General features: G+C 70.7%; 16 protein-coding genes and 1 tRNA gene. 7 read left to right on the plus strand and 10 right to left on the minus strand.

Annotated elements, in window-relative coordinates:
* The first annotated feature begins 14 nt into the window (after positions 1 to 14).
* The 5 genes from hemC to MVG78_RS10630 all read left to right on the plus strand — a co-directional run bounded on the left by hemC (position 15) and on the right by MVG78_RS10630 (position 4542).
* Entirely contained in the window at positions 15 to 1049 is a 1035-nt protein-coding gene (gene hemC / locus MVG78_RS10610; protein ID WP_247551321.1) for a hydroxymethylbilane synthase, read from the plus strand.
* A 38-nt stretch (positions 1050 to 1087) separates the two neighbouring features.
* Positions 1088 to 1795, plus strand: a complete 708-nt coding sequence (locus tag MVG78_RS10615; RefSeq protein ID WP_247551323.1) for a uroporphyrinogen-III synthase — start codon at positions 1088 to 1090, stop codon at positions 1793 to 1795.
* Entirely contained in the window at positions 1792 to 3126 is a 1335-nt protein-coding gene (locus MVG78_RS10620; RefSeq protein WP_247551325.1) for a mitofilin family membrane protein, read from the plus strand. The genes MVG78_RS10615 and MVG78_RS10620 overlap by 4 nt, the downstream gene beginning before the upstream one ends.
* Positions 3126 to 4409, plus strand: a complete 1284-nt coding sequence (locus MVG78_RS21545; RefSeq protein WP_282615007.1) for a heme biosynthesis HemY N-terminal domain-containing protein — start codon at positions 3126 to 3128, stop codon at positions 4407 to 4409. Before MVG78_RS10620 ends, MVG78_RS21545 begins: the two co-directional genes overlap by 1 nt.
* 58 nt (positions 4410 to 4467) lie before the next feature.
* Positions 4468 to 4542: transfer RNA gene (locus MVG78_RS10630), tRNA-Thr, on the plus strand.
* Between the two features lie 480 nt (positions 4543 to 5022).
* On the opposite strand, the gene MVG78_RS10635 is transcribed toward MVG78_RS10630, so the two are convergent.
* Together MVG78_RS10635 and MVG78_RS21550 are read right to left on the minus strand one after the other, a co-directional pair.
* On the minus strand, positions 5023 to 5388 hold the full coding sequence (locus tag MVG78_RS10635) for a hypothetical protein (protein ID WP_247551327.1): 366 nt from the start codon (positions 5386 to 5388) through the stop codon (positions 5023 to 5025).
* Between the two features lie 209 nt (positions 5389 to 5597).
* A complete protein-coding gene (locus MVG78_RS21550; protein ID WP_282615008.1) occupies positions 5598 to 5726 on the minus strand; it encodes a hypothetical protein in 129 nt (42 codons plus the stop codon).
* Positions 5727 to 6091: 365 nt separating this feature from the next.
* On the opposite strand from MVG78_RS21550, the gene MVG78_RS10640 reads away from it, so the two are divergent.
* Entirely contained in the window at positions 6092 to 8365 is a 2274-nt protein-coding gene (locus tag MVG78_RS10640) for a CDC48 family AAA ATPase (protein ID WP_247551329.1), read from the plus strand.
* Positions 8366 to 8413: 48 nt separating this feature from the next.
* Here the strand turns inward: MVG78_RS10640 and MVG78_RS10645 are convergent, their stop codons facing one another.
* A complete protein-coding gene (locus MVG78_RS10645; protein WP_247551331.1) occupies positions 8414 to 9172 on the minus strand; it encodes a MarC family NAAT transporter in 759 nt (252 codons plus the stop codon).
* A 74-nt stretch (positions 9173 to 9246) separates the two neighbouring features.
* On the opposite strand from MVG78_RS10645, the gene MVG78_RS10650 reads away from it, so the two are divergent.
* A complete protein-coding gene (locus tag MVG78_RS10650) occupies positions 9247 to 10380 on the plus strand; it encodes an epoxide hydrolase family protein (protein WP_247551333.1) in 1134 nt (377 codons plus the stop codon).
* Between the two features lie 51 nt (positions 10381 to 10431).
* Here the strand turns inward: MVG78_RS10650 and MVG78_RS10655 are convergent, their stop codons facing one another.
* The 7 genes from MVG78_RS10655 to MVG78_RS10685 form a co-directional block, all read right to left on the minus strand.
* On the minus strand, positions 10432 to 11523 hold the full coding sequence (locus MVG78_RS10655; RefSeq protein WP_247551335.1) for an SMP-30/gluconolactonase/LRE family protein: 1092 nt from the start codon (positions 11521 to 11523) through the stop codon (positions 10432 to 10434).
* Between the two features lie 92 nt (positions 11524 to 11615).
* Positions 11616 to 12359: a hypothetical protein gene (locus MVG78_RS10660; protein ID WP_247551337.1), complete on the minus strand. Its 744-nt coding sequence runs from the start codon at positions 12357 to 12359 to the stop codon at positions 11616 to 11618.
* On the minus strand, positions 12356 to 12736 hold the full coding sequence (locus MVG78_RS10665; RefSeq protein ID WP_247551339.1) for a hypothetical protein: 381 nt from the start codon (positions 12734 to 12736) through the stop codon (positions 12356 to 12358). The genes MVG78_RS10660 and MVG78_RS10665 overlap by 4 nt, the downstream gene beginning before the upstream one ends.
* 104 nt (positions 12737 to 12840) lie before the next feature.
* Entirely contained in the window at positions 12841 to 13764 is a 924-nt protein-coding gene (locus tag MVG78_RS10670; protein ID WP_247551341.1) for a dihydrodipicolinate synthase family protein, read from the minus strand.
* Positions 13761 to 14504: a GntR family transcriptional regulator gene (locus MVG78_RS10675; RefSeq protein ID WP_247551342.1), complete on the minus strand. Its 744-nt coding sequence runs from the start codon at positions 14502 to 14504 to the stop codon at positions 13761 to 13763. The genes MVG78_RS10670 and MVG78_RS10675 overlap by 4 nt, the downstream gene beginning before the upstream one ends.
* Positions 14505 to 14582: 78 nt before the next feature.
* Positions 14583 to 15494: an ATP-binding protein gene (locus MVG78_RS10680; protein WP_247551345.1), complete on the minus strand. Its 912-nt coding sequence runs from the start codon at positions 15492 to 15494 to the stop codon at positions 14583 to 14585.
* Positions 15491 to 16291, minus strand: coding sequence for a PAS domain-containing protein (locus MVG78_RS10685; RefSeq protein WP_247551347.1), 801 nt, complete (start codon positions 16289 to 16291; stop codon positions 15491 to 15493). The genes MVG78_RS10680 and MVG78_RS10685 overlap by 4 nt, the downstream gene beginning before the upstream one ends.
* Positions 16292 to 16487 lie beyond the last annotated feature (196 nt).

Raw genomic sequence — 16487 nt, forward strand, 5'->3', positions numbered from 1 at the left:
TCTATGACGCGCCGATGCTTCCTGCCCACCCCGCAGCACCCGGGATCAAGCCCGGCGTCTTCTCCTCCGAGGCCAGACCGCGCGTGCAGCCGCATGCGGGGCGGAACCTGCCGCTGCGCGTCGGCACGCGGGGCTCGCCCCTGGCGCTGTGGCAGACGCGGCATTTCCTGCAGAAGATCCTGCATTTCTGCCCGGTTCTGCGCATGGCCGAGGCTTTCGACGAGCATGTGATCGCCACCTCGGGCGACAAGATCCAGGACCGGCGCCTCGCCGATATCGGGGGCAAGGGGCTTTTCGCCAAGGAGATCCACGAGGCGCTGCTGGACGGGCGGATCGACTTCGCCGTGCACAGCCTCAAGGACCTGGAGACGGAGATGCCGCCGGGCATCGTCCTCGCCTGCACCCTGAAGCGCGAGGATGCGCGGGACGTGCTGATCCCCGGCCCCGGTTGCGGCGCGCTCGATCCGACGGACCCGCTGGGCTCGCTGCCGGCGGGCATCCTGCTCGGCACGGCCAGCCTGCGGCGGCAGAGCCAGGTGCTGCATGCGCGGCCGGACCTGCGGGTGACGATGATCCGCGGCAACGTCCAGTCGCGCCTCGGCAAGCTCGCCGCGGGCGAGGTGGATGCCACGATGCTGGCCCTGGCGGGGCTGAAGCGGCTGGAGATCGTCCCCGAGGGCATGGTGATCCTGGACCCGGAGGCCATGGTGCCCGCCGCCGGCCAGGGAATCGTCGGCGTGACGGTGCGCGAGGGCGATACGGAGCTGCGCCAGCTCCTCGCCGCCATCGAGAACCCGGAGGCCCGCGCCGTGTCCCGGGCCGAGCGCGCGCTGCTCTCGGCGCTCGACGGTTCCTGCCGCACCCCGATCGGCGGCCATGCCAAGCTGCTGCCGGATGGGCAGTTGCGCCTGACCGGGCTGGTGGCGCGGCCGGACGGCTCCTTCCTGCTCAAGCGCACCGTGCATGGCCAGGCCCGGGATGCCGAGCGGCTTGGCGACGCGCTGGGGCAGGAATTGCGGCTGGACAGCCCGGCCGACCTCTTCACCTGAACGGCGCCGCGGAAGCCGGGAAGGCGCCCGGCTGCCTCGTGACGCGGCCGGAGCCCGGGGCGGCCGAGACCGCCATCCGCGTCGCCGCCCTCGGCTGGCATCCCGTCCTGGCGCCTGCCCTGGTGCTGGAACCCCGCCCCGTGCCGCTGCCGGCGGCCCAGGCCCTGCTGCTGACCAGCCGCGCCGCCGCCCGTGCCCTGGCGGGCCGCTTTCCCGATCTGCCGGTGCTGGCCGTGGGCGAGGCCACGGCGGCGGAGGCGCGCCGGGCCGGCGCCACCCGCCTTCACGCGGCAACGGGCGATGCCCGGAGCCTCGCGGATCTCGCCACCACCGTGCTGGAGCCAAGGGAGGGACCACTCCTGCTGGTGGCGGGGCGTGGCTATGCGCTTGATCTGGCCGAAATATTGCGGTGGAGGGGATTCCGCGTGCGGCGCCGGGTGGTCTATGACGCCCACCCCGCAAGGCACCTGCCGGAGGAGGCGCTGCTGGCGCTTCGGGCGGGGAAGATCGGCTCGGCCCTGTTCTTCTCGCCACGCTCCGCGGAGGTTACGCTGTCACTGATGCGGGACGCGGGCCTGGCCGCGGCGGCAACAACCGTCGAAGCCCTCGCGTTGAGCGCGCGTGTCGCGACGACGCTCCGGGGCCTCCCCTGGCGCGCCGTCCGCGTCGCGTCCGATCTGAACCAGAATGCCTTGTTGGCCCTGTTGGGTCCGGCAGGCCAAACAGGAGAGCCGCCGCCCTCATGAGCGATTCCCCCGACAAGGACACGGCCCCAGGGGCACAGGAGCCGCAGGCGGCCTCCGGCCCCGCCGGGTCCGCCCCGCCGGCACGCTCCACGCTTCCGCCCGCGCCGCCACCCCGGAAACTCGATCCGGCGGTGCTGCCCATCCTGATCGGCGTGCTGGTGCTGGGCGGCGCCCTGGCCTTCCTGTTCCTGACACCCTCCGGCACCGTCAATTCCGGGGAAACCAACCGGGTCCGGATCGCGGCGCTGGAGGAGAAGCTCGCCTCCGTCACCGAGCGCATGCAGGCCGACGAACGCCGCATGGCGGCGCTGGAGCAGCAGGCGCAGCAGCTCGCGGCCCGCCCCGCCGGCGACCCGGCCGCCCTTCAGGATCTCGCGGCCCGGCTGCAGGGCATCGAGACCCGGGACAGCGAGAGCACCAAGCGGCTGACCGACAGCCTCGCCGGGCTGGAGAACGACCTGCAGCAGCGCCGCCAGGCCAACGAGGCCCGGCTGTCGGCCATCGAGAAGAATGCGGGCGAGGCCAGCCAGCAGAATGCCCAGCGCATCCAGGCCATCGAGGGCCGGGTCGGCGAGGTGGAGAACCGTGCCGCCGCCCGCGCCGCGGAGGCCGAGCGCAGCCTGTCGCAGCGCATCGCCGAGGCGGAGAAGCAGATCGCCCAGCGCGTCGCCGATGCCGAGGCCGCCATCGCGCCGCGGCTGGCGGCGCTGGACCAGAGCATCGCGCAGCGGGTGCAGGCCGCGACGCAGGAGCTGGACCGCCGCGTCAACGCGCAGAACACCGCGCTGGACCAGCGCCTCGCGGGTTTCGACGCCCGGGTGAAGCAGGCCGAGAGCGCCGAGCGCCGCGTGGGCTTCCTGGCCGCGCGCGGGGCCATCCAGTCCGCGCTGGAGGCCGGGCAGCCGCTGAAGCAGGCCCTGTCCGGCCTGCCCGGCACGCCGCCACCCGCGCTGCAACGCTATGCCGAGGTGGCACCGCCGACCGAGGCCGCGCTGCGGCTGAGCTTCGAGGACGCCGCCCGCGCCGCCCGCGCCGCCGCCGAGCCGCAGGGCCAGGGGGTGATGGATTCCGCCCTGGCGCGCATCCAGGGGCTGGTGACCGTGCGCCGGGGCGATCAGGTGGTGGTGGGCGACACCGCCGCCGGCCATCTGGAAGCCGCGCGGCGCGCGCTGGATGCCGGGGATCTCGCCGCGGCGCTGCAACGGCTCGACGCGTTACCGCCCGAATCCAAGGCCGCCATGCGCGGCTGGCTGGATCAGGCCCAGGGGCTGCTGGCGGCGCAGACCGCGCTGCGCACCCTTTCCGCTGACCGCAACGGGGGCGCCGGCTGATGCTTCGCGCCATCTGGCTGCTGATCGTCCTCGCGGTCGGCGTCGCTTTCGCCTGGTATCTGCGGAACCTGGGCGGCGCCGTCGAGATGCGGGTGGGCGATGTCTTCATCGGCCTGCCGCTCTGGGTCCTGCTGCTGATCCTCGTGGTCGGCTTCGTGGTGCTGCATGGGCTGCTGCGGGGCTGGGCCCTGCTGCGTGCCTGGCCGCAGCGCATCCGTGACCGCCGCGCCGCCCGCTACCGCGCGGAGGGCGATGTCGCCGTGACCCGCGCCCTGGTGGCGCTGGCCTCCGGCGCGGCCGATCAGGCGCGGATGGAGATCCGCCGCGCCCGCAGGCTGCTGGGGGACACGCCGCACACGCTGCTGCTGACCGCCGAGGCGGAGCGCATGAGCGGGCGCGAGGAAGCGGCCAATGCCGCTTTCCAGGCCCTGGCCGAGCGCGAGGATGCCCGCTTCCTGGGCCTGCGGGGGCTGCTGCGCTCCGCGATGCAACGGGAGGACTGGCCCGAGGCGCAGCGTCTGGCTCGCGAGGCCGAAGCGGCCCAGCCCGGTGCCTCCTGGGTGAGGGAGGAGCGCGCGCTGCTCGCCATGCGCACGCACCATTGGGGCGAGGCGCTGGCGCTGCGGGCTCCGGGCCTCTCCGAATCCGCCCTGGCTCTGGCCGCGGCGGAAGAGGAACAGGCCCCGACCCGCAAGGCCGAGCTGGAGAAGCGGGCCTTCCAGGCCGATCCGGGCTTCGCCCCCGCCGCCCTGGCCTATGCCGCCCAGTTGCGCGAGATGGGCTCCCCCCGCCGTTCGCGCGCGGTGCTGGAGGAAAGCTGGAAGGCCGCCCCACACCCGGACCTGGCCCGTGCCTATCTGGCCGGCGAGGGTGATGTCCTGGCCCGGGTGCGGGCGGCCGAGACCCTGGTGGAGCCGAACCGCACCCACCCGGAAAGCCGCCTGCTGCTCGGCCGGCTGGCGCTGGAGGCCTCGCTGGTCGGCCGGGCCCGCACGGAACTGGAGGCGCTGGCGGCCAGCGGCGAGGCCGATCGCCGCGCCTATCTGGCCCTGGTGGATCTGGAGCGGGTAGAGCAGGGGGACACCCCGGCCGGCCGCGCCGGAGAGGCGAAATGGCTGCGTGCCGCCGCCACCGCGGCGCCGGAGCCGCGCTGGGTCTGTGGCCAGTGCGGGCAGGAACACGGAGCCTGGGCGCCGGTCTGCGACCATTGCGGCACCACCGGCCGCATCGGCTGGACGGCGCCCTATCAGCGCCCGCCCGTCCCGCGTGCGGAAAAGGTGTAAACCGGAGTTGCCGAAGTCGGCGGGCGAGGGTAGATAGCGCGCCACGCCGCTTCGGCAGGCCGACTTAGCTCAGGGGTAGAGCAACTGATTCGTAATCAGTAGGTCCGGGGTTCAATTCCCCGAGTCGGCACCATCTTCCCCACCTTCCCAGCCTCCACTTCCGAAGAAGCCACGACGCCCGGCATCCGGTCAGCAGGAATCGGGCAGCGCAGTTCCGTTTCCAGCGTGACCCATTCCTGCGCGAGAATCAGGCGCTTGTCGGCGCTCCGCGAAATCGGCAGGCCGATCATCTTGCAATAGGCGATCAGGGCTGCCGCCAGCGCCGCGGCGTAGAGGATCTGCAACACCGGTTCCGCGCCCGGCCCAGGGCGGAACACCACCCGCAGGCTGGGTGGGTCCTGGGACACCGGCTCGCAACGGAGGATCTCGAAAGGTTCCCGCGCCAGCCCCAGGATGGCCGGGGCGCCGGCCAGCGCCCGGGACAGGACGGAGAGCGGGAAGCGGATCTGCCGGACATCGACGATGTCTTGGATCATGCGCGTCTCCTTGCCGGAACAGTCTGCCGGCAAGGTCTGAAGCAAACATGAAGGCCGCAAGGCCCGGACGGTGCGCGTCAGCGCAGGGGGAAACGATCCGCCCGGGAAGGATTTCCCCACAGCCCGGCCTGCGTCCCGATCGGAGGCGGCCGCGATACGATGGGCGGAGCCACGGGGAAGACGGCCGCCGCGCCACAGCCCACCCCGCCTCCCGGTTCGTCGCAGAAGCGCGAGATATAGGCCGCGTCGATCTCGGCGGGCGAAAGCTGGATCGGCCCGTCGCCCCACAGGTCCTCATTGGTCCAGACCGCTTCGGCCGGCTTCCACAGCATCGGCCGGGGCGTGCAGGCCCGCCCGGTATGGGAGGCCGAAAGCTGAAGCCAGTGCCAGGATTCCGTCTGGCGCCACTCGGCTGGTGGATATCCATCCCAATCCGATCGCATCGCTGGGCCCCCTCCATCCTTGTCTGGCATCCTCCGCCATTCGCTGGCGTTGCCGAATCAAAACGCGAATTGGGAAGGAACAAGCAAATCAATTGTTTGTATTGATGGCTCGATATTCCTCCCAGAGTTGCAAATCCGCCATCCCACGGACATGCAGCTCGAATAATCGGCGCATTCCTGGGAGGAGGCCGTGACCGAACCGGGCGGCGTCAGCAGAAGCCGCCACGCAGTTCGATCACCAGGACGATCACGACCAGCCAGCAGACGATGCCGATCACGGCGGCCCAGGCGAGGCCCTTGCGCAGCCGGCCCTCGGGAAACTCCGGTGGTTCCGGCATGGGGGCGGGTTGCGGCGTCCCCTCCGGCCCCGCGCCCTCCCCATGGCCCCGATGATCCCGGTCGTCCTGCTTTCCTGCGATCCCGAGCCCTCCGCCAGTTCCGGGGCGGTATGCCCCGGGGTGAAACTCCCCTCGCAATTCGGGTGCCAGTCATCCCTCGCATGGGATGGGAGCGGGTCTGAAGGCAGTGGGATGACGCTGTGGTGAAGACGGAAGGGGACAAGAGGAGACCCATCCCGGTCCTGTGAAAGGGATCCGGCAAGCCTCTCGCAACCTCGGCCCTGTAGGCTGGTTGCCGAACCGGGCGATCCAGGCCAGGCGCCCTGGCACGGACCCTCCCGGCAAGGAAATGGACACCGCAGACCATGGCCGATGACAGCAAGAGCGCGCAGGTGCAGGTGGCGAATGCCCGCCCCGAGGATGTCGGCAAGGGGGCCGCGCGGGTCAGCCGGCGGATCATGCAGGAACTCGGCCTGCAGCCCGGCGATGTGCTGGAGGTCGTCGGCCAGCGGCACACCGCCGTGATCCCGATCCCGCCCTTCCCGGAGGACGAGGACCTGGAGATCATCCGCCTGGACGGGTTGCAGCGTGCCAATGCCGGTGTCTCGGCCGGGGAGCGGATCGAGGTCCGGCGCGCCCAGGTGAAGCCCGCGAGCCGCGTGGTGCTCGGCCCGGCGCAGAAGAACCTGCGGCTTTCCGGCTCCGGCGAGGCGCTGCGGCGAACCTTCATGGGCCGGCCGGTCGTCGCCGGAGACGTGATCTCCACCTCGGTCTATCACCGGCCCGAGCGCGGCGCCGACGGCATCCCGGACGAGGTCTATCGCCGCTTCTTCGAGCAGCAGACCTATGCCCTGCAGGAGATCCGCCTCGTCGTGGTGGAAACCACGCCCAAGGGCATCGTCCGCGTCGATCAGAGCACCGAGTTCGAGATCCTGCCCCAGTATGCGGAACCGAAGGAGGTCCGCCGCGCCGACGTCACCTATGACGATATCGGCGGGCTGGGGAATGCGGTGGACCAGGTGCGGGAGATGGTGGAACTGCCGCTGCGCCATCCCGAACTGTTCCAGCGCCTGGGCATCGATCCGCCGAAGGGGGTGATCCTCCATGGCCCGCCCGGCACCGGCAAGACGCTGCTGGCCAAGGCGGTGGCCAACGAGTCCGAGGCCAATTTCTTCTCCATCGCCGGGCCCGAGATCATGGGCAGCCAGTACGGCGAGTCCGAGAAGCGGCTGCGCGAGATCTTCGAGCAGGCGGGCAAGCAGTCGCCCTCCATCATCTTCATCGACGAGATCGACAGCATCGCGCCCAAGCGTGACGAAACGCGCGGCGAGGTCGAGCGCCGCATCGTCGCGCAGCTCCTGACCCTGATGGACGGGCTGGAACCGCGGCAGAACGTGGTGGTCATCGCCGCCACCAACCGGATTGATGCGATCGACGAGGCGCTGCGCCGCCCGGGCCGCTTCGACCGGGAGATCGTGATCGGCGTGCCGGACGAGCCGGGGCGCCGCCAGATCCTGAGCATCCACACGCGCGGCATGCCGCTGGCCGACGATGTGGACCTCGATGCGCTGGCGCGTTCCACCTATGGCTATGTCGGCGCCGATATGTCGGCCCTGGCGCGGGAGGCGGCGATGGACGCGGTGCGGCGTATCCTGCCGCAGATCAACCTGCGCGAGGGCATCCCGCCCGAGATCCTGGCCGATCTGCGCGTCTGCCGGCAGGATTTCGAGAACGCGATGAAGCGCATCCAGCCCTCGGCGCTGCGCGAGATCATGATCCAGGTGCCCAACGTGTCCTGGGAGGATGTCGGAGGGCTGGAGGAGACGCGGACCCAGCTCCGCGACGGGATCGAGTTGCCGCTGAAGCATCCCGAGGCCTTCCGGCGGCTGGGCATCCGTCCGGCCAAGGGCTTCCTGCTCTTCGGTCCGCCGGGCACCGGCAAGACGCTGATGGCCAAGGCCGTGGCGCGGGAGGCCAGTGCCAACTTCATCGCTACCAAATCCTCCGACCTGCTCTCGAAATGGTATGGCGAGTCCGAGCAGCAGGTGAGCCGCCTCTTCGCCCGGGCGCGGCAGGTGGCGCCGACGGTGATCTTCATCGACGAGATCGACAGCCTGGTACCGGCGCGCGGCGGCAGCCTGGGCGAGCCCGCGGTGACGGAGCGGGTGGTGAACACCATCCTGGCCGAGATGGACGGGCTGGAGGAGCTGCAGAGCGTGGTGGTGATCGGCGCCACCAACCGCCCGAACCTGCTGGACCCGGCGCTGCTGCGGCCCGGCCGCTTCGACGAGCTGGTCTATGTCCCCGTGCCGGACGAGGCCGGGCGGCTGCATATCCTGCGCATCCAGACCAAGGACATGCCGCTGGCCGGCGACGTGGACCTGGAGGATGTGGCGAAGCGCAGCCAGGGCTATACCGGCGCCGATCTGGGCGATGTGGTGCGGCGGGCCGGCCTGCTCGCCCTGCGCGGCGACATCGCCAGCCCGGCGGTGGGCCGCTCGCAGTTCGAGCAGGCGCTGCGGGAATCCCGCCCCTCGGTGACGCCGGAGATGGAGCAGGAATACGAGCAGCTTCGCCGCAGCCTGAAGCAGCAGGGGCCACTGACGCAGCGGCCGCGCATCGGCTTCCAGTTGGACTGAGCAGTTCCCTCCTGGCCCGGCGTCTCCGCCCGGGCCAGGAGGGCATCCTCAGGGCTGCGGGCGCCAGGCCAGGATGAATTCGTGGATGCCCGAGGCGATGAACTGCACCGCGATGCAGGTCAGCAGGAAGCCCATGATCTTCGTCATGGCCATCACGCCGTGCTTGCCCAGAAGCTGCGCGATCCGGAAGGACGAGGAGAGGACCAGCCAGGCGATGAAGAGCGTGACGGCGATGCCAAGCGTGATCACGAGATAGCCCAGCACCATCCGCCCCGGGGGGATCTGCGAACTGTAGCCGAGCACGGCGGCGATGGAGCCGGGGCCGCTGAGGCTGGGCATGGCCAGGGGCGTGAAGGCGATGTCGGGCTGGCCGGGGCGGCTGGCGGTCTCCACCGTCTCCCGGGTCGGGCCGGTCTCGTCCTGCCCGGTGAAGATCATGCGGAAGCCGAGCGCCAGGATGATCAGCCCGCCGGCGACGCGGATGCCGGGCAGGGAGATGCCGAAGCCGCTGATGATGAGCTGCCCGGCCAGCAGGAAGGCGATCAGGATCGAGGCGGCATAGACCGTGGACAGCCGGATCTGCCGCTTGCGTTCCTCGGCGGGCATGGTGCGGGTCAGCGCGATCACCAGCGGGACCGTGCTGAGCGGGTTCATGATGGGCAGGATGCCGATCACAACGATGCCGACATAATAGGGGACTTGCAGCAGCTCCGACATGGCGGCTGTCTTGCCGGTATGCCGCATCGCGGCAAGCCCGGAAATGGACCGGGCGCCGCGGATCAGCCCTGCGGCACCGATGCCCCGCATGCCGGCCGCATATCGTGGCAACCCGCCCGGACGGCCCGGCGCTCTGTCAGGAATGGCGATGGAGAAGGCCGGCCGTGACCCCGTTTCGTGTGGATTGGACCCCTGAAAGCGTCACGCCCGTGCTGGAGCAGGTGCGGCGCCATGAATTCCCCCCGGTGCCCGAGGGGGAGGGGTGGCGCTACGGCTGCGATGCCGGCTTCCTCCGCGAATTCTGCCGCTTCTGGGCGGAGGAATATGACTGGCGGGTGGCGGCGGCGCGGCTGAACCGCTTCCCGCAATTCGTGGCGGAGGTGGATGGGGTGGAGATCCACTTCCTGCATCTGGTGGGCGAGGCCCAGGGGAGGCGCCCCCTGCTGATGAGCCATGGCTGGCCTGGCTCGCACCGGGAATTCTGGAAGGTGGCCGAACCGCTGGCCTATCCTTCGCGCCATGGCGGGCGGGCGGAGGATGCCTTCGACCTGGTGATCCCCTCGCTGCCGAATTTCGGCTTCTCGGCCAAGCCGGCGAAGACGGTCGACCAGCGGCGGGTGGCGGCGCTGTTCGACGGGCTGATGACGCGCGTGCTGGGCTATCGCCGCTACCGCGCCCATGGCGGCGACTGGGGCGCGCTGGTGACCTCCATGCTGGGGCTTCACCATGCCTCCAGCCTGGAGGCGATCCACCTGACCATGCTCTTCCCCCGCCCCGCCGCCGTGCCGGAAACGGAGGAGGAGGTGGCCTGGGCGGCGAAGTTCCCGGAGATCGAGCAGCGGTTGGGCGGCTACCGGCATCTCCAGGGCAGCAAGCCGCAGAGCCTGTCCTGGGCGCTGGGCAACAGCCCTGTGGGGCAGGCCGCCTGGATCCTGGAGCGGTTCCATGACTGGTCGGACAGGCGGGAGCGGGCCTTCGAGGCGGTGTTCAGCCGCGAGGAGCTGCTCGACAACATCATGATCTATGTGATGACGGGGGCCTTCCATTCCTCCATCCGCTTCTATGCGGCGGCGATGGAGGGCGGCTACCGCAGCCTGCCGGAGGGCGCGCGGGTGGAGGTGCCTACCGCCTTCGCCTGCTTCCCGGACCCGCTGCATCCCTGGGCGCCGCGGGGCTTCGCGGAGAAGGGGTTCAATGTCTCCCGCTACACGCCCATGCCGCGGGGCGGGCATTTCGCGGCGCTGGAGGCACCGGATCTGCTGGTGGCGGATCTGCGGGAATGGGGCCGGACTGGCTGAACGCCGGAGCATGGCGGGGAGGCTGGCCTGTGCCGGCCTTCCCGGTGACGGTCAGACCGCCCCATGAACCTCGACGGTCAGGGCATAGATCGAATGCGAACTGGCCATGTAGAGGCGGTTGTTCTTCGGCCCGCCGAAGACCAGGTTCGGACAGCGTTCCGGCAGGCGGATGAAGCCGACCGCCTTGCCCAGCGGGTTGAAGATCATCACCCCGTCGAGGTCCTCCGGCTTGCCGCGCAGTTCGTAGACCTTGCGGCCTCCGGCCTCGCGCGGCTCGGCTTCCAGCAGCCCGTTGCTGCCCCAGCCGCACCAGAGGTTGCCCTCCCGGTCCACCTTGAACCCATCCAGCGCGCCCTGGTCGGCGGCGTCGATCAGCTTGGCCTTGCCGGTGAGCGTGCCGTCCGGCTGCACGTCATAGCTCCAGATGCTGCGGTTGGGCGTACCCTTCCACTCGACGACATAGAGCTTCTTCTCATCCGGGGAGAAGGCGAGACCGTTGGGGTTCACCAGATCGGTGAGGACGGCCGTCAGCGTCCCGTCCGTGCCGATGCGGTAGACATTGGTGGTCGGCTGCTCCGGCGTGGCGCGGAACCCCTCCCATTCGCCGTTGATGCCGAAGGTCGGGTCGGTGAACCAGATCGTGTCGTCCGACTTCACCACGATGTCGTTTGGGGCATTGAGCCGCTTGCCCTGGTAGCCGTCGGCCAGGACGGTGATGGAGCCGTCCTTCTCCGTGCGGGTGACGCGGCGGGTGACGGAATGCTCACAGGTGACGAGCCGTCCCTGCCGGTCGCGCACATTGCCGTTGGAGAAGTTGGAAGGAGCACGGAAGACGGTGAAGCTGCCGTCCTTCTCGCTGTACTTCATGATCCGATTGTTGGGGATGTCGCTGCACAGAAGGTAGCCCCCCTCGGGGAAGTAGGCCGGCCCCTCGGCCCAGCGCATTCCCGTGGCGACCTGTTCCAGCGTGCTGCTGTAGATCCGGTACTTCGCGAAGCCCGGATCGAGGATCTGCACCGCCGGATCAGGATAGCGCTGGTTCGGTGCGAAGGCGAAGGACTGCGCCAGCGCGGGGCGCGCCAGGGCCGCGGTCACGGCGATGCCGCCGGCGGCGGCCAGCAGGCCGCGTCGTGTGGTGTTCATTCCTGTCTGCTCCTCCCGATGCGGCGAAGGGTGGCCGCGAGCGGAGGAAGGGTGTGCCGCGGCCGCCGGGCTGGCAAGGAGGCGCGGTAGACTTATCGGCCGCCGGGCGCAGGGGCAGGGGGCGCAGGGGCAGGGGGCGCAGGGGCGACGGATGCGGGGGCAACGGTCACGGTAAAGGTCTGGACGGCGCCCGTGGCGGCAGGGCCGGGCGGCGGGGCGGTGGCCGCATCGGGCTTGGGTGGGTTCGCCGCCCAGGCGAAAAGGGCGAAGCCCAGGATCGCGACGGGCGATGCGCGCCACAGGGCCCGGACGAGCTGCTCGAAGCGAGCCCGGACGAAGAGGAAGCTGCCATCGGCGCCGAAGAGGGTGTTGTCCTCCCTGGCCCGGGCGAGGAGCTGTGCCGTGGCTGGCGTCTGCGGGTTGGTGCCGCGCGCCTCGTCCACGAGCCTGACGTAATCCGCGAAGGACGCCGCCCCGGGGGGCAGCCGGTCCCTGTAGCGTTCGAGCAGCTTTGCCCGGACCGTGACCCAGTCGGGGAGGTTGTCGTGGCCGGCCGCGGCGATCTCGCGGAAGGTCATGCTTTCGCGGGTCAGGACCGCTATGGCGCGATGGAGGATCATGGCCAGCGCCCCGAAGCCGGCCAGGAGCCCGGCGACCGCCAGGACCAGCCGCGGCATGTTCGCCACCGGGTCCAGCGAGCCGAAGGCGGTCAGCGAACTGCCGGCGAAGATGCCCGCCGCGGTTCCCACCACGCCGCCCACCATCCAGCGGGCGGTGTCGCGCAGGGACTGCGCGGCCGTCGCCATCGCGGAGGCGACGGGATCGGGGTCGCTCATGGCTTGCGCGGTTTGCCGAAGTCGATGGCGAGAAGCAGTTGCGGGAGCACCTGGGCGATCTGCGCCACGGCGCGGGTGATCTCGTGCAGATCGGCGGTCTCGGCGTTCAGGACCGCGGCGGCGGGGGCGGGGCTGGACGCGTCGGCGATCTGGCTCCGGGCGGATGCCACCAGCCGGTCGATGTCCGGCTTGCCGTCCCGCTTGTGCTGAACGCTGATATAGGCCCCGGGCGTCCCGAAGGGATCGGGCAGGGGGAAGAAGCGCGGCGCTCCGCCCGCGGGCTGCGCCCCCTGCACCTCGATCTCCAGGATGTCGCCCCCGCAGGAGATGCGGATGAGACCGTTCGCGTCGGGGATGGCGATGATGCGTGTGGCCATGACAGGCTGCTCCTCTGGCGAAGCGCAGCCTGTCATGATGTTTCTGAAACGGAAAGAACTAAGCGATTTGGCTTCAGGGAGGCTGGGCCTCCCTGGGCGGCGGGTCAGGCCGCCTTGCGCGCGGTAAGGCCCCAGTCCCGCACCAGCCGCACCAGCGTGGCCTGCGCCTCTTCCGTGAGCGGCCAGGCGGCGGGCGGACGGGCCGGGCCGACATCCTCGCCCATCAGTTGCAGCGCGGCCTTGACCACGGAAACATTGGCGCCGCCGAGTTCCTGCGCGCGCAGCACCTCGAAGGGATCGATCGCCTCGATATTCTCGCGCGCCGTGGCAAGGTTGCCGCTCTCCAGCGCCGCATGGATGGCGACGGAGCGCTCGGGCACGACATTGATCAGGCCGGAGGTGAAGCCGCGCGCCCCGACGCCGTACATCGGCGGCGCCCAGGGCTCGGCCAGGCCGCAGGTCCAGTTGACGCCGAGATGCGCCGTGCGGCGCACGGCCTGGGCCAGCAGCATGACATTGGGGGTGGCCCATTTCACGCCCACGACGCCGGGCAGGCTGGCGAGCTCGACGATGCGGTCGATGCCCATGCTGTCATTGCGCAGGTAGAGGATCAGCGGCAGTTCGCCGGCTTCGGCCACGCGCTGGAGATAGGCCTTGATGCCACGCGGGGCGCAGAAGGGGTCGGGCGGCTGGTGCACCATCAGCATGTCGGCGCCGGCCTTCTTCGCCACGCGGGCGAGCTTCTCGGCCTCGACGATGGAGCGGCCGATGCCGGCGATGACTGCGGCGCGGCCATTCACCATGCCGGGGACCTCGGCCTGCATGCGCTCGGCCTCGGCGAAGGAGAGCGAGTAGAACTCGCCGGTGTTGCCGTTCACGGTCAGGCCATGGACGCCGGCCTTGGCGGCGCGGGCGATGATGGGCTCCAGCGCGGCGGGGTTGATGGCGCCGTCGCGGTCATACGGTGTCACCAGGATGCCGGAGATGCCGCGCAGGGCGGTGAGGCATTCTTCCCGGGTCTTCGTCACGTCATCCTCCTGTTCTGGTTGGGGCTGCTCTGGTCGAGGGGCGCGAGGCCATCGGCGGAGATGGCCCCGGCCGGTTCGGCAGGGTGTTGCGTGGCGGATTGCAGGGAGCGCAGGCCATGCGCGCGCATCAGCAACTCGGCACGGTCCTGGTCGCCCAGGCGCAGGGCGTCCAGCAGTTCGGTATGTTCCGCCAGGGCGCGGGCGAATTCGCCCGGGGCGGCGAGACTGCGCTGGCGGCCCACCCGGTCGTAGCCGCGGAGGGAGCGCAGGGTCGTTTCCAGCATGGCGTTGCCGGCCATGTCGCGGATCATCTCGTGGAAGCGGGTATTGGCCTCGGCGAGGCGGGCGGCATCACCGGCCTCTGTGGCGGCGCGCATGGCATCAAGCTGCCCGGCGAGGCGGGCGATGGCCTCGGGCGTGGCGTTGCGGGCGGCTAGGCCGGCGGCGACGGATTCCAGGGCGACGCGGATGCGCCCCATCTCCTCAAGCTGGCCGGGGCCGAAATCGGCGACAAGCGTGCCACGGCGTGGCAGGGTGATGACGAGCCCCTCCATCTCCAGCCGCCGCAGGGCTTCGCGGACCGGGGCGGGGGAAACACCCAGCTGGGCGGCGAGGCCGCGCTCGGACACGCGGGTGCGGGGCGCGAGGCTGCCCATGGCGATGGCATCACGAAGCCGGCGATAGACACGTTCCGAAAGCGACGCCGTTTCGCTTCGGGAGAGCGGCTCAAGCGCGTTCATGCCATCTGATATATCAGTACGGGCGGGCTGCCGCAAGCGCTTCCGTCCATGGCCTGCTTCAGAGCGGCGCGCGAACCGTCAGAGCCGGGCGCCGGATGCCATTGAGCCATGGGCCGGCGCCAGCACGGCGGTCAGGCGGCGGGCGAGCTCCTCGGTGCGGAAGGGTTTCTGGAGGATCCTGTCCTTGCTCTCGCCGGCCATGGCGGGAGCTTCGGCGTAGCCGGTGAGAAACATGATCGGCAATTGGGGGCGCCGGCTGCGCGCGGCCCGGGCGACCTCGACGCCGTTCATGCCCGGCATGGCAAAGTCCAGCAGCAGCAGGTCGAAGCGGGTGTCACCATCCAGCAGGTTCAGCGCCGCGAGTCCATCACGGGCCTCGACCACGTCATAGCCGAGGTCCCGTAGGGTGAGGGCGGTGATCTCCCGCACGGGCTCCTCGTCATCCACCAGCAGGATGGTCCGGTCGTCCTTGTCCCGTTTCCCGGCCGGGGCGGGCGCGGCCGGGCGTGCCTGGGCCCGGGGCAGATAGAGATGGATGGCCGTGCCCCGGCCGGGCGCCGTCTCGACCCGCAGCCCACCGCCGGACTGCTGGACGAAGCCGAGCACCTGGCTGAGGCCGAGGCCCGAGCCCTGTCCGACATCCTTGGTGGTGAAGAAGGGCTCGAAGGCCCGCGCCCGGACCTCCGGCGGCATACCGGTCCCGGTGTCGCGGACCGTGATCGCGATATACTCCCCCGCCGGCGGCTCCTCGGGATGCTCCGGCGGGCCGAGGGTGACGTTGCTGGTGGCGATGCGGATCGTGCCGGTGCCCTGCATGGCATCGCGGGCATTCAGCACGAGGTTCACCAGCGCGAGCTCGATCTGGGTCGGGTCGGCCATGGCGAGCCAGGGCACGCCCGCCGCGCCGGTGTCGAGGCTGGTGTCCAGGCGGATGCTGCCGCCGACGGTGGTGCCCAGCAGCCCGACCATCTCGCGGATCAGCGCGCTCATGTCCAAGGGGCGGGGGTCGAGCCGCTGGCGGCGGGAGAAGGCGAGGAGCTGCGAGGTGAGCAGGGCGCCGCGCTCGGCGGCCAGGCGGACCGCTTCCAGCCGCCGCGCGAGGGGAGGGGACGACAGGCACTGCGAAGGGGCTGGCGCTGCAGCAGCCGCAGGTTGCCGAGGATGACAGTCAGCAGGTTGTTGAAGTCATGCGACACGCCGGCGGTGAGCTGGCCCAGCGCCTCGGCGCGCTGCATCTGCCGGAGCGAGGCTTCCAGCCGGTTGCGCTCCTCGATCTGCTCCTTCAGGCGCCGGTTGGCCTCGGACAGGTCCCTGGTGCGCTGCCGGACCAGGCGCTCCAGCGCCTCCTCCGTCCGGTGGCTCTCGGTCATGTCCGTGTCGATGCCGACGAAGCCGAGGAACTCCCCATCAGCCGACAGGCGCGGGGCGGCATCCACCCGGACCCAGTAGAGCCGGCCATCCCGCGCCCGCAGCCTCAGGACGGTCTGGAAGGGCTCCCGCCGGGCAAGGGCGCGGTCCACCGTCGCGGTATAGGCATCCAGGTCCTCCGGATGGACCAGATGGCGCCAGCCCTGCCCCAGCAGTTCGCTGACCGGATAGCCCAGCGTTTCCTCGTGGTGGCGATTGGCGAAGAGGCAGTTTCCATGCTGGTCGGAGAACCAGATCATGGAAGGGGTGCAGTTGGCGATGCGGCGGAAGGCTTCTTCCCCCTCCGTCTCCGCCGCAAGGCCCTGGGCCGGGGTGCCCGGGTTCGGGGCATCCGGAGGAGGCGTGCCCAGGGGCGGCACATCCGGGAATGAGGCGGACGGGGAGGCTTCCCCCGCGGCGGGCTGGTCGTCGTCAGGCGGGCCGGAATGGCTCCTGGAACTGCGTCCCGATGGGCTGGGCCGGGTCGTCGGGCGGTGGGCGGGCCTTAATCGATCGGACGAGGACAGGGCCATGATCCAAGGACAGGAGACGCGGTCGACATTCTGGGACATCATT

Source organism: Roseomonas gilardii subsp. gilardii (assembly GCF_023078375.1).
In the GTDB taxonomy this organism is placed as follows: domain Bacteria; phylum Pseudomonadota; class Alphaproteobacteria; order Acetobacterales; family Acetobacteraceae; genus Roseomonas; species Roseomonas gilardii.

Bases quoted from the DNA above. Each gene is read 5' to 3' on its own strand.
- MVG78_RS10635 (WP_247551327.1), bottom strand. From the start codon at position 5,388: ATGCGATCGGATTGGGATGGATATCCACCAGCCGAGTGGCGCCAGACG.
- MVG78_RS21545 (WP_282615007.1), top strand. From the start codon at position 3,126: ATGCTTCGCGCCATCTGGCTGCTGATCGTCCTCGCGGTCGGCGTCGCT.
- MVG78_RS10620 (WP_247551325.1), top strand. From the start codon at position 1,792: ATGAGCGATTCCCCCGACAAGGACACGGCCCCAGGGGCACAGGAGCCG.
- hemC (WP_247551321.1), top strand. From the start codon at position 15: ATGCTTCCTGCCCACCCCGCAGCACCCGGGATCAAGCCCGGCGTCTTC.
- MVG78_RS10665 (WP_247551339.1), bottom strand. From the start codon at position 12,736: ATGGCCACACGCATCATCGCCATCCCCGACGCGAACGGTCTCATCCGC.
- MVG78_RS10640 (WP_247551329.1), top strand. From the start codon at position 6,092: ATGGCCGATGACAGCAAGAGCGCGCAGGTGCAGGTGGCGAATGCCCGC.
- MVG78_RS10680 (WP_247551345.1), bottom strand. From the start codon at position 15,494: ATGAGCGCGCTGATCCGCGAGATGGTCGGGCTGCTGGGCACCACCGTC.
- MVG78_RS10645 (WP_247551331.1), bottom strand. From the start codon at position 9,172: ATGCGGGGCATCGGTGCCGCAGGGCTGATCCGCGGCGCCCGGTCCATT.
- MVG78_RS21550 (WP_282615008.1), bottom strand. From the start codon at position 5,726: ATGCCGGAACCACCGGAGTTTCCCGAGGGCCGGCTGCGCAAGGGCCTC.
- MVG78_RS10675 (WP_247551342.1), bottom strand. From the start codon at position 14,504: ATGAACGCGCTTGAGCCGCTCTCCCGAAGCGAAACGGCGTCGCTTTCG.
- MVG78_RS10655 (WP_247551335.1), bottom strand. From the start codon at position 11,523: ATGAACACCACACGACGCGGCCTGCTGGCCGCCGCCGGCGGCATCGCC.
- MVG78_RS10660 (WP_247551337.1), bottom strand. From the start codon at position 12,359: ATGAGCGACCCCGATCCCGTCGCCTCCGCGATGGCGACGGCCGCGCAG.